The organism is Saccharothrix xinjiangensis, assembly GCF_039527585.1.
Classification (GTDB): Bacteria; Actinomycetota; Actinomycetes; order Mycobacteriales; family Pseudonocardiaceae; genus Actinosynnema; species Actinosynnema xinjiangensis.
This window is the reverse complement of the sequence record NZ_BAAAKE010000014.1, coordinates 20,907-33,981: the sequence shown is the minus strand read 5'-3', so window position 1 is coordinate 33,981 and position 13,075 is coordinate 20,907. Positions and strand designations below refer to the sequence as shown.

The following is a 13,075-nucleotide window of genomic DNA, read 5'->3' as shown; positions in this document are numbered from 1 at the left end:
CGCGGTCCGCCGGGTGCGTCAGGCGCCGGGGTCGAGTCCCGTGTGGGTGGCGCAGAAGGCGAGGGCGTCGGCTTCCACGTCGATCCAGCGCGAAGCGGCGCGGGGACCGTGGCCGACGCCGTCCTCGCAGCGCAGGACGACGGGTTTGCCGCTGGTCGTCGCGTGTTGCAGGGCGGCGGTGAACTTGCGGGTGTGCGCGGCGCCGACCCGGGGGTCGGTGCGGGCGGTGATCATCAGCACCGCCGGGTAGCGCGTGCCGGGCCGGACCCGGTGGTACGGCGAATAGCCGAGCAGGACGTCCAGGTGGGCGGGGTCCCGCGGGTCGCCGAACTCGGTGAGCCACCACTGGCCGATGCCCAGGCGGGGGTAGCGCACCATGTCGGTCGGCGCGCCGGAGCAGACGGCCGCGGCGTAGAGGCCGTGGTCGCGGGTGATGCCGGTGGCCACCATGAGGCCGCTGTGCGACGCGCCCTTGACCGCCAACCGGTCGGGGGTGGTGACACCGCCGGCGACCAGCCACCGGGCGGCCGCGGCGTAGTCGGCGAACGCGTTGGGCTTGTTCACCCCTCTGCCCGCCGCGTGCCAGGCCGGGCCCAGCTCCCCGCCGCCGCGCACGCCGGCGATCGCGTAGACGCCGCCGGAGGCGACCCAGGCCAGGATGGTGGGGGAGTAGGCGGGTGCGGCGGTGGCGCCGAAGCCCCCGTAGGCGGTCAGCAGGGTCGGGTGCGGTCCCGGACCGCGGTCGGCGGGGCAGATGAGGAACAGCGGCACCTCGGTGCCGTCCTGGGACGCGTAGCTCACCTGCCGCACCACCGCCCGGGGGCGGTCGTGCCGCGGCGGGTCCGCGGCCGGGGCGTCGAGGTGGCACCGCCGGTCGCGCAGGCTGAAGCGGTGGACCGTCGGCGGGGTGACGAAGTCCGTGTAGGTGAACCACGCCTCGTCCGCCTCGCCGGGCGGCGCGGTGAGCTTCATGATCGTGCCGTGGTCCGCGCCGGGCGCGTCGACCTCGGTCAGCAAGCGCCCCGCGCCGTCGTGCAGCGACAGGCGGGCCACGCCGCGTCGCACGGAGCTGACCAGGAAGCGCACCGACCCGACGTCCCCGGCGCCGGGCTCGACCAGGGCGGCGCAGCCGGAGAGCACCCCGCCCTCGCCGGGGGTGATCAGCGGCGTCCACGCCGCGGTGGCCGGGTGGTCGGGGTCGACGAGGCAGATCGCCCCGCCGGAGGCCTGGTCGGTGGTGATCCCGTACAGCAGGCCGTGCGGACCGAACTTGACCAGCGCCTGCACACCCGTGGCCGTGCCGTCGTGCACCAGCCGGAAGCCGGGCGCGCGGGCGGTGGTGGTGGTCAGGTCCGCCAGGTGGACCCGGTTGCCGCACTGGGTCCCCGGCGCGCTGCTCACCACCAGCCGACGCCCGTCCGGGCTGGTGAACACCGACAGCTGCCGGGCGTCGGTGGTGAACACCACCACGTCCTCGCCCGAACCGAGCAGGCGCAGCCTCACCTGCCGGTCGCCGGCGGCGGGGCAGGTGACGTAGTAGAAGCCGGCGTCACCCGGCAGCCACGCCACCGCGGTGGCGCGTCCCGGGCGCACTGGCGGGCAGACCCGACGCCCGTCGGCCACGTCCACCACGTCCAGCACCGGGTCCTCGCTGCCGCGGGACGAGACCTGGTACGCCAGCAGCCGGCCCGACCACGACGGGCGCCACAGGTCCAACGTCGTGCGCCCGGACGCGTCCAGCGCCACCGGGTCGACGACCACCCGCTCGTCCCGCCCGGCGTCGGCGACCACCAGGACGGGGTGCTCCCGCCCCGCGCCGCCCCGCAGGGAGAACCGGCGCCCGCCCCGCACCACCGGCGGCGACGCCACGTGCCCCGCCGCGCCGCCCGCGTCCGCGAACGAGCGCAGCAGCGAGCGGAACACCGGCCGCCCCGTCCACCCGCCCGCCTCCTCGGCCAGCCGCCGCTCCTGGTCGGCCAGCCACTCGTCGCAGGCGTCGTCGGCTTCCAGCCACCGGTACGGGTCCTCGACCCGGTGGCCGTGCAACTCCTCCACCACGACGTCACGCCTGGTCGGCGTTCGCGGATCCACGGGCGGCGCCCCTTTCACGACGACGTGCGGCGACCCCGGAGGGCCGCCGCACGCGAGCGGAACAGGTCAGTCGCTGTCCCCTTCGGACAGGGAGACCTGCCAGTCCGGGAGCACCGCGACCTCGTCCGCGAGGAAACTGACGAGGGGCAGGCCGGGAAGTTCGCTCATGGTTTTCCTTTCATCGGCACCTGTGCGCAGAGTAGGGGACGCCTAACTCCGTCGCCACGAATTGAATCAATCAGGGTGAAATTTCGATTGTTCGCGAACGATTGCGTGGTGGGCGGAACCCCCAGTTCACCGCAGGCTTCCCGCCGTGGCGACGTGATGAGTGATCTCACCCCATCGGCGGATTTTTCGGCACGGAGGTTGACGTCGACGCCCGCTTGGCCACAGGGCAACGGCCGAGTGGTCCGCGATGGGCTGCCCCCGGCGGCTCGGTCGATCCCGTGCCGGTCGTGCCCGGCGCGTGGCCTGCCGCCGCGGCCGGCGCCGGGGGTCACCGCGGGCGATGCGTTCGAAGGAGAATTCGAGTCGAATTCTAGCTGGGTCGATATTTTCGCGCCGGTGAAACCGCGGGCCTATTGATCGACTGCAATGGGAAGCCCCGAACAGCTCTTCACGGGCCACGTGCCCCCTGCTACGGTCGGTCGACGGGAGAATTCCCGAAATCCGCCGCCCGCAATGATCTGAACAGGGATCGGAGATGCCGATGGAGTCATCTTCAAGGCGGTTCCGGGGACGAGTGCTGCGCCGCGGGATCGCGGCGGCCGCGGCCTTCGCGCTCACCTCGGCGGTGGTGGTGGGCGCGGGTCCCGCCGCCGCCGACGTCACCGCCGCGGCGCGCGTCGACAACCCGTACGCCGGGGCCTCGGTGTACGTCAACCCGGACTGGGCGGCCAAGGCCCGCGGCGACGGCGGTTCCGCCATCGCCAACCAGCCGACCTTCGTCTGGATGGACCGGATCGCGGCCATCGACGGCACGTCGGGCGCCCGCGGCCTGCGCGCGCACCTGGACAACGCGGTGAGCCAGGCCGCCGGGCGGCAGCTGGTGGTCCAGTTCGTCATCTACAACCTGCCCGGTCGCGATTGCGCGGCGCTGGCGTCCAACGGCGAACTGGGTCCGGACGACCTGCCCCGGTACAAGACCGAGTACATCGACCGGATCGCGGCGATCATGGGCGAGTCGAAGTACGCGAACCTGCGCATCGTGACGATCATCGAGATCGACTCGCTGCCCAACCTGGTCACCAACGTCGGCAGCCGGCCCACCGCCACCGCCATGTGCGACCGGATGCTGGCGAACGGCAATTACGTCAACGGCGTCGGCTACGCGCTGGCCAAGCTCGGCGCGATCGGCAACGTCTACAACTACATCGACGCCGCCCACCACGGCTGGATCGGGTGGGACGACAACTTCAGCGCCTCCGCGACGCTGTTCGCCCAGGCCGCCCGCGCCTCGGGCAGCACTGTCGACAACGTCACCGGGTTCATCTCGAACACGGCGAACTACGGCGTCCTCAAAGAGGACCACTTCACCATCAACGACACGGTGAACGGCACCTCGGTGCGCCAGTCGAAGTGGGTGGACTGGAACCGGTACGCGGACGAGCTGTCGTTCGTCCAGGCCTTCCGCACGCAGTTGATCAGCGCCGGTTTCCCGTCGAACATCGGCATGCTCGTCGACACCTCCCGCAACGGCTGGGGCGGCTCCCAGCGCCCGACCGCCAAGGGCCCGACCACCAGCGTCGACGCCTACGTGGACGGCGGGCGCTACGACCGGCGCATCCACCTGGGCAACTGGTGCAACCAGTCCGGCGCGGGCATCGGCGAACGCCCGAGGGCGAACCCGGCGGCGGGCGTCGACGCCTACGTGTGGGCCAAGCCGCCGGGCGAGTCCGACGGCGCCAGCCGGGAGATCCCGAACAACGAGGGCAAGGGCTTCGACCGCATGTGCGACCCGACCTACGGCGGCAACGCCCGCAACGGCAACAACCCGTCCGGCTCGCTGGCCAACGCCCCGCTCTCCGGCCACTGGTTCTCCGCGCAGTTCCGCCAACTGCTGGCCAACGCCCACCCGAGGCTCTGACGGCGGGTGGGTGCTGCGCCCCGGTGGGTTCCCCCAGCGCCGTGGGAACCCGCCGGGGCGGTTCGCCGCGCGGGTGGGGACGACCGGCCGCGCCGCACTAGGCTCCTCGTCATGACCACGGCAGGGCCCGAAGCCTGGGCGACCGACGACGACCTGCGCTCGGCCCGGGAGCGGTTCATCGCCGGCATACCCGGGTTCGCCATGCCCGAGGCCTGCGCCGTGGCGCGCGTGGACGCCGGGGTCCTGACCTACGGCCACGTGAACCGACCGGGCGAGGTGCGACCGCTGCCGACCGCCGTCCTGGCCTCGGTGTGCGGCTACGTCGCCACGACCGCGGTCTTCCGGCTGGACCGCGACCGGTTCGCCGAGGTGGTCGACCGCCTGGCGCCCGCGGAGGCGGCCACGCACGTGCGGCACCCGAACCTGTGGTCGTGGCGCGACCTGCTGACCGGCGCGGCGCCCGACAGCACCTTCCTGGTCTTCTTCGTCGCCTCGACCGACGACCCGCCGGTGGACGAGGACGACGCGCGGTTCCGGCGCCTGCTGGCCGCCTGATCAGGTCCGGCGCGACCGGGCGGACCCGGTGTCGGCCAGGCGGCGCGCGATGCCCTCGGCGGCGGCGCGCAGGTCCGGCACGAGGCGGTGGAGGTCGGTGCGCACCGAGCGCACCACGATGCCCAGCGCGCCGGCGGGCGCGGGGCCGTCGCCGGGGATGGCCACGGCGACCGAGCACGACCCGAGCGTCATCTCCTCGCTGGTCAGGGCGTAGCCGCGGGTCGCGGTGGCGTGGACCTCGCGCAGCAGCCGCCCGCGCTGGGTGATGGTGTAGGGGGTGAAGCGGGTCAGGGGGCGTTCGGCGTAGTCGCGCACGAACCCGGGGTCGGCGTGGGCGAGCAGGGCCTTGCCGACACCGGTCGGGTGCAGCGGCAGCCGGGAGCCGGTGCGCGAGACCAGCGGCACCGAGCGGTGGCCGCACAGCTTCTCCACGTAGAGGGCGTCGTAGCCGTCGCGGACGGCGAGGTGGACGTTCTCCCTGGTCGCCTCGTACAGGTCCTGCATGAACGGCAGGGCGGTCTCGCGCAGCCTGCCCGACACCGGGGCCAGCGCCGCGGTCTCCCACAGCCGCAGCCCGATGCTGTAGCGGCCGTCCGCGTCGCGGTCCAGGGCCTGCCAGGACGACAGCTCGGCGGCCAGCCGGTGGGCGGTGGCCAGCGGCAGGTGGGCGCGGCGGGCCAGCTCGGTGATGGTCAGCCTCGGGTGCGCCGCGTCGAACGCGGCCAGCAGGGCCAGCGCCCGCCCGGTCACCGAGCGCCCGGGAGCACCGCCGCGGACCACCATGCCGGGCCTCCTCTTGTCGCATGACCACGCCGTTGTGAACACCGTTCGGAAAGACCGTAGCTGCGGCATCCGGGCAGGATCTGCCCCGTCTTCCACTGGCCGGAAGGACTTCCTGGCGGCCGGCCGCGCGCCGTCCTTGGCTCAGGGTCATGCGTACCCGAGTCGGAATCGTCGGCGCCGGTCCGGCCGGACTGGTGCTGTCCCTCCTGCTGGCCGAGCGCGGCATCGACTCGGTCGTCGTGGAGGCTCGCGGTCGCGAGGAGATCGAGCGGACCATGCGGGCCGGGGTGCTGGAGCAGGGCACGGTGGAGCTGCTGACCGACCTGGGCGTCGGCGCGCGGGCGCTGGCCGAGGGCGCCCGGCACGAGGGCGTCGAGCTGCGGTTCGACCGGCGTGGCCACCGGATCGACTTCACCGGCCTGACCGGGCGGGCGGTGTGGCTCTACCCGCAGCACGAGGTGCTCAAGGACCTGATCGCGGCCCGGCTGGCGGCCGGCGCGGACATCCGGTTCGGCGCGCGGGACGTGGCGCTGCACGACGTGACCTCCGACGAGCCGGTCATCTCCTTCACCGGCGCCGACGGCGCCGCCGTGCGGCTGCGGTGCGACGTGGTCGCCGGCTGCGACGGCTCGGCGGGCGTCAGCAGGCGCACCGTGCCCGACGGGGAGCGCACCGACTACTTCCGCGCCTACCCGTTCGGCTGGTTCGGCATCCTGGCCGAGGCGCCGCGCTCGTCGCCGGAGCTGGTCTACGCCCACTCCGAGCGCGGGTTCGCGCTGATCAGCACCCGGACGCCGGACGTGCAGCGGATGTACTTCCAGTGCGCGCCCGACGAGCGCCCGCAGGACTGGAGCGACGACCGGATCTGGGCCGAGCTGAACGCCCGGGTCGCTGGCGAGGACGGTTTCACCCTCAACGAGGGCCGCATCGTCGACAAGAGCGTCATCGCCATGCGCAGCTACGTGTGCGAGCCGATGCGGCACGGCAGGCTGTTCCTGGCCGGGGACGCCGCGCACGTGGTGCCGCCGACCGGGGCCAAGGGGCTCAACCTGGCGGTGGCGGACGTGGTGGTGCTGGCCCGCGCGCTGGAGCGGTTCTTCGCCACCGGTGACACCGGTTCGTTGGAGGCCTACGGGCCCGCCGCCGCGCGCCGGGTGTGGCGGGCGCAGCACTTCTCGTGGTGGATGACCTCGATGCTGCACCGGGACCCGGACGGCTCGCCGTTCGACCTCAAGCGGCAGCTGGGCGAGCTGGAGCTGGTCGCCGGCAGCACGGCCTCGGCCACCCACCTGGCCGAGGCCTACACCGGTTGGCCCGTCGAGCGCTGAAGGAGCAACCGATGCGGAAGGGGGCGGGGTGGCGCTGATCGGAACACTGGCCGAGGCGGTCGCCGAGCTGGTGCACGACGGGGACGTGGTGGCGCTGGAGGGCTTCACGCACCTGATCCCCGTCGCCGCCGGGCACGAGGTCATCAGGCAGGGCAGGCGCGACCTGACCCTGGTGCGGATGACGCCCGACATCGTCTACGACCAGCTCATCGGCGCGGGCTGCGCGCGCAAGCTCGTCTTCTCGTGGGGCGGCAACCCCGGCGTGGGGTCGCTGCACCGGTTCCGGGACGCGGTGGAGAACGGCTGGCCCGCGCCGCTGGAGCTGGAGGAGCACAGCCACGCGGGCATGGCCAACCGCTACGTGGCGGGCGCGTCGGGCCTGCCGTTCGCGGTGCTGCGCGGGTACACCGGCACCGACCTGCCCGGGGTGACCGCCACCATCAAGCCGATCACCTGCCCGTTCACCGGGGAGCGGCTGACCGCGGTGCCGGCGGTCAACCCCGACGTCTCGGTGGTCCACGCGCAGCGCGCCGACCGCGCGGGCAACGTGCAGCTGTGGGGCCTGCTGGGGGTGCAGAAGGAAGCCGTGCTGGCCGCGAAGCGGAGCCTGGTCACCGTCGAGGAGGTGGTCGACGAGCTGGCGCCCGTGCCGGGCGCGATCGTGCTGCCGTCCTGGGCGGTGACGCGGGTGGCGGAGGTGCCCGGCGGCGCGCACCCGTCCTACGCGCAGGGCTACTCCGAGCGCGACAACGACTACTACGCCGCGTGGGACGCGATCAGCCGCGACCGGGACCGGTTCGGCGAGTGGCTCGCCGGGATCACCGAGGGGGTGACGTCGTGAGCGGCCACACCTCCGACGAGATGATGTCCGTGGCCGCGTCGCGGGCGCTGGTCGGCGGGCAGCGCGTGTTCGTCGGCATCGGCCTGCCCTCCACCGCGGCCAACCTGGCCCGCCGCACCCGCGCGCCGGACCTGGTGCTGATCTACGAGTCGGGCGCGCTGGGCTCGAAGCCGGACCGGCTGCCCGCCTCCATCGGCGACGGCGTCCTGGCCGAGACCGCCGACGCCGTGGTGAGCGTGCCCGAGGTGTTCAACTACTGGCTCCAGCCCGGTCGCGTCGACGTCGGCTTCCTCGGCGCGGCGCAGCTCGACCGGTTCGGCAACATCAACACCACCGCCATCGGCGGCGACTACGCGAACCCGGTGGTGCGGCTGCCGGGCGCGGGCGGCGCGCCGGAGATCGCCGCGTCGTGCCGCGAGGTGTTCGTGGTGGTGCGGCAGAGCAGGCGGTCGTTCGTCGACCGGGTCGACTTCGTCACCTCCTTCGGGCACGGTCGCGGCCCCGGCGAGCGGGAAGCCCTCGGACTGCCCGGCCGGGGACCGACCCTGGTGGTCACCGACCTGGGCGAGCTGCGCCCCGACCCGGTGACGCGCGAGCTGGTGCTGACCGCCGTGCACCCCGGCGTCGAGGTCGAGCAGGTCCGCGCGGCCACCGGCTGGGACCTGGCCGTCTCGCCCGACCTGGTGGTCAACCCCGCGCCGACCCACGAGGAGCTGGCCGCGCTGCGCGCCCTCAAGGAGGCCTCGCGGTGAACGAGGTCTTCGCGCCGGAAGTCCAGGAGGACCCGTGACCCGAGGAGAACAGGTGACCGCGCCGTCGCGGCTCGTGCTGCCGAGCTACCGCCGCGACCACGACAGCCACCCGCCGCTGGACTCGCCGGGGTACCGGTCGACGTCGCTGCGCCACCCGCGGCAGCCGCTGGTGCTGCTGCCGCACCTGCTCACCGAGGTCACCGGGCCGCTGCTGGGGCCGGGCCGGGTCGGGGAGCTGGACCACGACCTGACGCGGCAGCACGCGGGCGAGCCCGTCGGGCAGCGGATCGTCGTGTTCGGCCGCGTCCTGGACGGCGACGGCCGCCCGGTGCCCGACTCGCTGGTGGAGATCTGGCAGGCCAACGCGAGCGGGCGCTACCGGCACACCGGCGACCGGTGGCCCGCACCGCTCGACCCCCACTTCGACGGCGTCGGCCGCACCGTCACCGACGCGCTGGGCCGCTACGAGTTCGTCACCGTCAAGCCCGGCGCCTACCCGTGGCGCAACCACGACAACGCCTGGCGGCCCGCCCACATCCACTTCTCGCTGTTCGGCCGCTCGTTCACGCAGCGGCTGGTCACGCAGATGTACTTCCCGGACGACCCCCTGTTCGGCCAGGACCCCATCTACAACTCCGCGCCCGAGGACGCCCGGCGCCGCATGGTGTCCCGCTTCGACCTGTCCCGCACCCGCCCCGAGTGGGCGCTCGCCTTCGAGTTCGACATCGTGCTGCGCGGGTCGGCCGCCACCCCGTTCGAGGAGGAGGACGAGGATGACGAGCACTGACCCCGGGAACGCGGCCCTGCCCACCACGCCGTCGCAGACCGTCGGCCCGTTCCTCCACATCGGACTGGTCTGGGACGACGGCCCGCACGTGGTGCCCGAGGGCACGCCCGGCGCGGTGTGGCTGCGCGGCCGGGTGCTCGACGGCGGGGGCGTTCCGGTCACCGACGCCCTCGTCGAGACCTGGCAGGCCGATCCCGAAGGCCGGTTCGACCACCCCGACGACCCCCGCGGCCCGGTCGCGGGCTGGCGCGGCTTCGGCCGGTCCGACACCCGCGCCGGCGGCTACGCCGTCCACACCGTCGTGCCCGGTCCGGTGCCGGGCCCGGACGGCGCGCCGCAGGCGCCGCACGTCGACGTGTCGGTCTTCGCCCGCGGCATGCTGCACCGCGCGGTCACCCGCGTCTACTTCCCCGAGCACGCCGACGCGCACGCCACCGACCCGGTGCTGCTGGCCGTGCCCGCCGACCGCAGGCACACGCTGATCGCCACCCGCGCGGACGACGGCTACCGGTTCGACGTGCGGTTGCAGGGCGACGGGGAGACCGTGTTCTTCGATGTCTGAGCTGTTCGACGGCGTCCTCGCGGCGGGCCCGGTGCGCGACCTCGTCGGCGACACCGCGTGGCTCCAGGCCATGCTGGACTTCGAGGCGGCGCTCGCCCTCGCCCAGGCCGAGGTCGGCGTGATCCCGGTCGAGCACGCCCGCGCCATCGCCGCGCGGTGCCGCGCCGAGCACTACTCGGCCGCGGAGATCGGCGCGCGGGCCGCGGGCATCGGCAACCCGGCCGGTCCGCTGGTGCGCGCCCTCACCGCGCGCGTCGGCGGACCGGCCGCCGGGCACGTCCACCTGGGCGCCACCAGCCAGGACGTGGTGGACACCGCCGCGGTCCTGGTCACGAGGCGGGCGGTGGGCGCCCTGCTGGTCGACCTGGCGGCGTGCGGCGACCTGCTGGCGCGGCTGGCGGCCGAGCACGCCGCGACCCCGCAGGCGGGTCGCACCCTGCTCCAGCAGGCGCCGCCGGTGACGTTCGGGTTCACCGCCGCCGGGTGGCTGTCCGGCATCGACGCGGCCGCCGCGCGGCTGCGCGCGCTCGGGCCCCGGCTCGCCGTGCAGTACGGCGGCGCGGTGGGCACCCTGGCCGCGCTGGGCGACCGCGGCCCGGCGGTGCTCGCCGCCCTGGCCCGGCGGCTCGACCTGGCCGAACCGGTGCTGCCCTGGCACACCGAGCGGGGCCGCGTCGGCGAGGTGGCGGGCGCGCTCGCCGCGGTGTGCGGCGCCGTCGCCAAGACCGCCGGCGACGTGGTGCTGCTGGCCCAGGCGGAGGTCGCCGAGGTGGTCGAGCGGGGCCCCGACGGGTCGGGCGGGTCGTCCACCCTGCCGCACAAGCGCAACCCGGTGGCCGCGGTCGCCGCGTCCGCCGCCGCGGCCCAGGCGCCCGGCCTGGTCGCCACGCTGCTGGCCAACGCCGCGCACGAGCACCAGCGCGCCGCGGGCTCCTGGCACGCCGAGTGGCGGCCGCTGGCGGACCTGCTGCGGTGCGCGGGCTCGGCGGCGCGGTGGCTGCGCACGAGCCTGGAGCGGCTGCGCGTGGACCCGGACCGGATGCGCGCCAACCTGGACCTGACCGGGGGACTGCTGTCGGCGGAGCGGGTCACCGCGGCGCTGGTGGACTCCGGTGTCGGCAGGCTCGACGCCCACGACGCGGTGACGGCGTGCTGCCACCGGTTCGCCGGGCCGGGCGCTCCGGGCGAGGGCTCTTCGGACGGGGGCGCGTCGCTGGTCGACGTCCTGGCCGGGGACCCGCTCGTCGGCGCGCACCTCGACCGCGCCCACCTCGCCCGCCTGCTCGACCCGGCCACCGGCACGGGCAACGCGGAGCTGTTCGTCGCACGCGCGCTCACCTCCAGGGAGGCGGACCGGTGACCGAAGTCCACCACGTCGAGCACGGGCCGCCCGACGGGCCCGTCGTCGTGCTGTCCGGCTCCCTGGGCAGCGACCTGGGCATGTGGGACCCCCAGGTGCGGCCCCTGGCGGAGGCCGGGTTCCGGGTGGTGCGCTACGACCACCGCGGCCACGGCGCGTCACCGGTGCCGCCGGGCCCCTACCGCCTGGCCGACCTCGCCGACGACGCGACCGCCCTGCTCGACCGGCTCGGCGCGCGGCGCGCGCACTGGGTCGGCCTGTCGCTGGGCGGCATGGTCGGCATGTGGCTGGCCGCGCACCACCCAGAGCGCGTCGCCGGCCTCGTGCTGTGCTGCACCTCCACCGCGCCGGGGCCGCCCGAGGGCTGGGCGGAACGGGCCGCCGCCGTGCGCGCGGGCGGCGCCGTGGCCGTCGCCGACGCCGTGGTGGCGCGCTGGTTCACCCCCGGCTGGCTGGCCGCCGACCCCGGGCGCGCGGCGCGCTACCGGGACATGGTCGCCGCCACGCCCGCCGAGGGGTACGCCTCCTGCTGCACGGCCATCGCCACCATGCGCCTGACCGACGTGCTGCCGCGCATCACCGCGCCCACGCTGGTCCTGTCCGGGGCCGAAGACCCCGCCACCCCGCCGGAGCACGGCGAACGCATCGCCCGCGCCATCCGGGGCGCGCGGCTGGAGGTGGTGGCCGGCGCGGCCCACCTCGGCAACGTCGAACAACCCGGGCGCTTCACCGACGAGGTGCTGCGCCACCTGGAGGTGAACCCTTGAACGCACGGCACGAACAGGGCACGGAGGTGCGCCGCGAGGTGCTCGGCGACGCCCACGTCGACCGCGCCACCGCGGCCGCGACCGACTTCACCCGACCGTTCCAGGACTACATCACCGAAGCGGCCTGGGGTTCGGTGTGGGCGCGCGAGGGCCTGGACCGCCGCACGCGCAGCTGCCTCACCCTGGCCCTGCTCACCGCCCTGGGCTGCCACGAGGAGCTGGCCCTGCACGTGCGCGCGGCGGTCCGCAACGGCCTGACCCCGGACGAGATCGGCGAGGTGCTGCTGCACACCGCGGTGTACGCGGGGGTGCCGCGCGCCAACGCCGCTTTCGCCGTCGCCCAGCGGACGCTGGCCGAGCAGGACGCGGCCCCCAGTTGAGACTCGAAACATCCGCGAAACGTATGGCTGGGGGGGAGCACCTGAACGGATAGTGGTGCCGCCCGCTGCGGTGTCCGAACGAGAAGAGGTTGCCCCCATGCGGTGGAGAGCGGTCGTCCTGACCACCGGACTGGTCCTCGGCCTGGTCACCGGTACCGCCCAGGCGGGTCCGGGGGACGAGATCAAGATCATCGACTCGACGCGCCACGGCGGTCGCGCCGTCGCGCTCACCTTCGACGACGGGCCCAACCCGGAGGACACGCCGCGCCTGCTGCGGGTGCTGCGCGAGCACCGCGTCAAGGCGACGTTCTGCCTGTGGGGCGACTACGTCGAGCAGCACCCGCGGATCGTTCGCTCGATCGTGGCGAACGGGCACGTGCTGTGCAACCACACCATGCACCACGACGACCTGGGCACGTGGACGCCGGAGCGGATCGAGGCCGACCTGAGGCAGACCAGCGCGGCCATCCGCCGCGCCGTGCCGTGGGCGCCGCCGATCCGCTACTTCCGCGCGCCCTACGGCTCCTGGGGCCAGTCGCCCGCCGTCGCCGCGAAGCTGGGCATGAAGTCGCTCGGCTGGAAGCTGACCATCGCCGACTGGGAGCCGCCGGGCACGGACGAGCTGGTCGAGCGGCTGCGCGAGGGCATCACGCCGGGCGCGGTGGTCCTGCTGCACGACGGGCCCGCCGACCGGGGCCAGACGGTGGACGCCGTCGACCGGATCATCCCCGAGCTGCGCGCCGGGGGCTGGCGCTTCGACCTGCCCGCGAAGCGGTGACGCCG

The 13,075-nt window shown here is 74.6% G+C and carries 13 protein-coding genes; 11 read left to right on the top strand and 2 right to left on the bottom strand.

Translation table 11 applies throughout. From position 1 onward, the window contains the following. Window positions 1–18: 18 nt before the first annotated feature. Entirely contained in the window at window positions 19–2,091 is a 2,073-nt protein-coding gene (locus ABD223_RS25385; RefSeq protein ID WP_344038993.1) for a prolyl oligopeptidase family serine peptidase, read from the bottom strand. Window positions 2,092–2,800: 709 nt separating this feature from the next. Between ABD223_RS25385 and ABD223_RS25380 the strand changes: the two genes are divergently transcribed. Together ABD223_RS25380 and ABD223_RS25375 are read left to right on the top strand one after the other, a co-directional pair. Then, window positions 2,801–4,177 (top strand): glycoside hydrolase family 6 protein, encoded by a 1,377-nt coding sequence (locus ABD223_RS25380; RefSeq protein ID WP_344038992.1) that lies wholly within the window; start codon window positions 2,801–2,803, stop codon window positions 4,175–4,177. A 111-nt stretch (window positions 4,178–4,288) separates the two neighbouring features. Next, window positions 4,289–4,732 carry a hypothetical protein gene (locus ABD223_RS25375; RefSeq protein ID WP_344038991.1) on the top strand — a complete coding sequence of 148 codons (444 nt, stop codon included), beginning with the start codon at window positions 4,289–4,291 and terminating at the stop codon, window positions 4,730–4,732. On the opposite strand, the gene ABD223_RS25370 is transcribed toward ABD223_RS25375, so the two are convergent. After that, complete coding sequence (locus ABD223_RS25370) at window positions 4,733–5,515, bottom strand: IclR family transcriptional regulator (protein ID WP_344038990.1); 783 nt, start codon at window positions 5,513–5,515, stop codon at window positions 4,733–4,735. A gap of 149 nt (window positions 5,516–5,664) precedes the next feature. On the opposite strand from ABD223_RS25370, the gene ABD223_RS25365 reads away from it, so the two are divergent. The 9 genes from ABD223_RS25365 (at window position 5,665) to ABD223_RS25325 (ending at window position 13,070) form a co-directional block, all read left to right on the top strand. Beyond that, window positions 5,665–6,843 carry a 4-hydroxybenzoate 3-monooxygenase gene (locus ABD223_RS25365; RefSeq protein ID WP_344038989.1) on the top strand — a complete coding sequence of 393 codons (1,179 nt, stop codon included), beginning with the start codon at window positions 5,665–5,667 and terminating at the stop codon, window positions 6,841–6,843. 28 nt (window positions 6,844–6,871) lie between these two features. Continuing rightward, the gene (locus ABD223_RS25360; RefSeq protein ID WP_344038988.1) at window positions 6,872–7,684 is read left to right on the top strand and encodes a CoA transferase subunit A; all 813 of its coding nucleotides are present in this window, start codon (window positions 6,872–6,874) and stop codon (window positions 7,682–7,684) included. Window positions 7,685–7,704: 20 nt separating this feature from the next. Next, window positions 7,705–8,436, top strand: coding sequence for a CoA-transferase subunit beta (locus ABD223_RS25355; protein ID WP_344039154.1), 732 nt, complete (start codon window positions 7,705–7,707; stop codon window positions 8,434–8,436). A 52-nt stretch (window positions 8,437–8,488) separates the two neighbouring features. Next, window positions 8,489–9,223 carry a protocatechuate 3,4-dioxygenase subunit beta gene (gene pcaH / locus ABD223_RS25350; protein ID WP_344038986.1) on the top strand — a complete coding sequence of 245 codons (735 nt, stop codon included), beginning with the start codon at window positions 8,489–8,491 and terminating at the stop codon, window positions 9,221–9,223. Then, window positions 9,210–9,785 carry a protocatechuate 3,4-dioxygenase subunit alpha gene (gene pcaG / locus ABD223_RS25345; protein WP_344038985.1) on the top strand — a complete coding sequence of 192 codons (576 nt, stop codon included), beginning with the start codon at window positions 9,210–9,212 and terminating at the stop codon, window positions 9,783–9,785. Before pcaH ends, pcaG begins: the two co-directional genes overlap by 14 nt. Next, on the top strand, window positions 9,778–11,145 hold the full coding sequence (gene pcaB / locus ABD223_RS25340) for a 3-carboxy-cis,cis-muconate cycloisomerase (protein ID WP_344038984.1): 1,368 nt from the start codon (window positions 9,778–9,780) through the stop codon (window positions 11,143–11,145). Before pcaG ends, pcaB begins: the two co-directional genes overlap by 8 nt. Next, complete coding sequence (gene pcaD, locus ABD223_RS25335; RefSeq protein WP_344038983.1) at window positions 11,142–11,912, top strand: 3-oxoadipate enol-lactonase; 771 nt, start codon at window positions 11,142–11,144, stop codon at window positions 11,910–11,912. The genes pcaB and pcaD overlap by 4 nt, the downstream gene beginning before the upstream one ends. Next, window positions 11,909–12,292: a 4-carboxymuconolactone decarboxylase gene (pcaC, locus tag ABD223_RS25330; RefSeq protein WP_344038981.1), complete on the top strand. Its 384-nt coding sequence runs from the start codon at window positions 11,909–11,911 to the stop codon at window positions 12,290–12,292. Before pcaD ends, pcaC begins: the two co-directional genes overlap by 4 nt. Window positions 12,293–12,389: 97 nt before the next feature. Next, entirely contained in the window at window positions 12,390–13,070 is a 681-nt protein-coding gene (locus ABD223_RS25325; RefSeq protein WP_344038980.1) for a polysaccharide deacetylase family protein, read from the top strand. Window positions 13,071–13,075 lie beyond the last annotated feature (5 nt).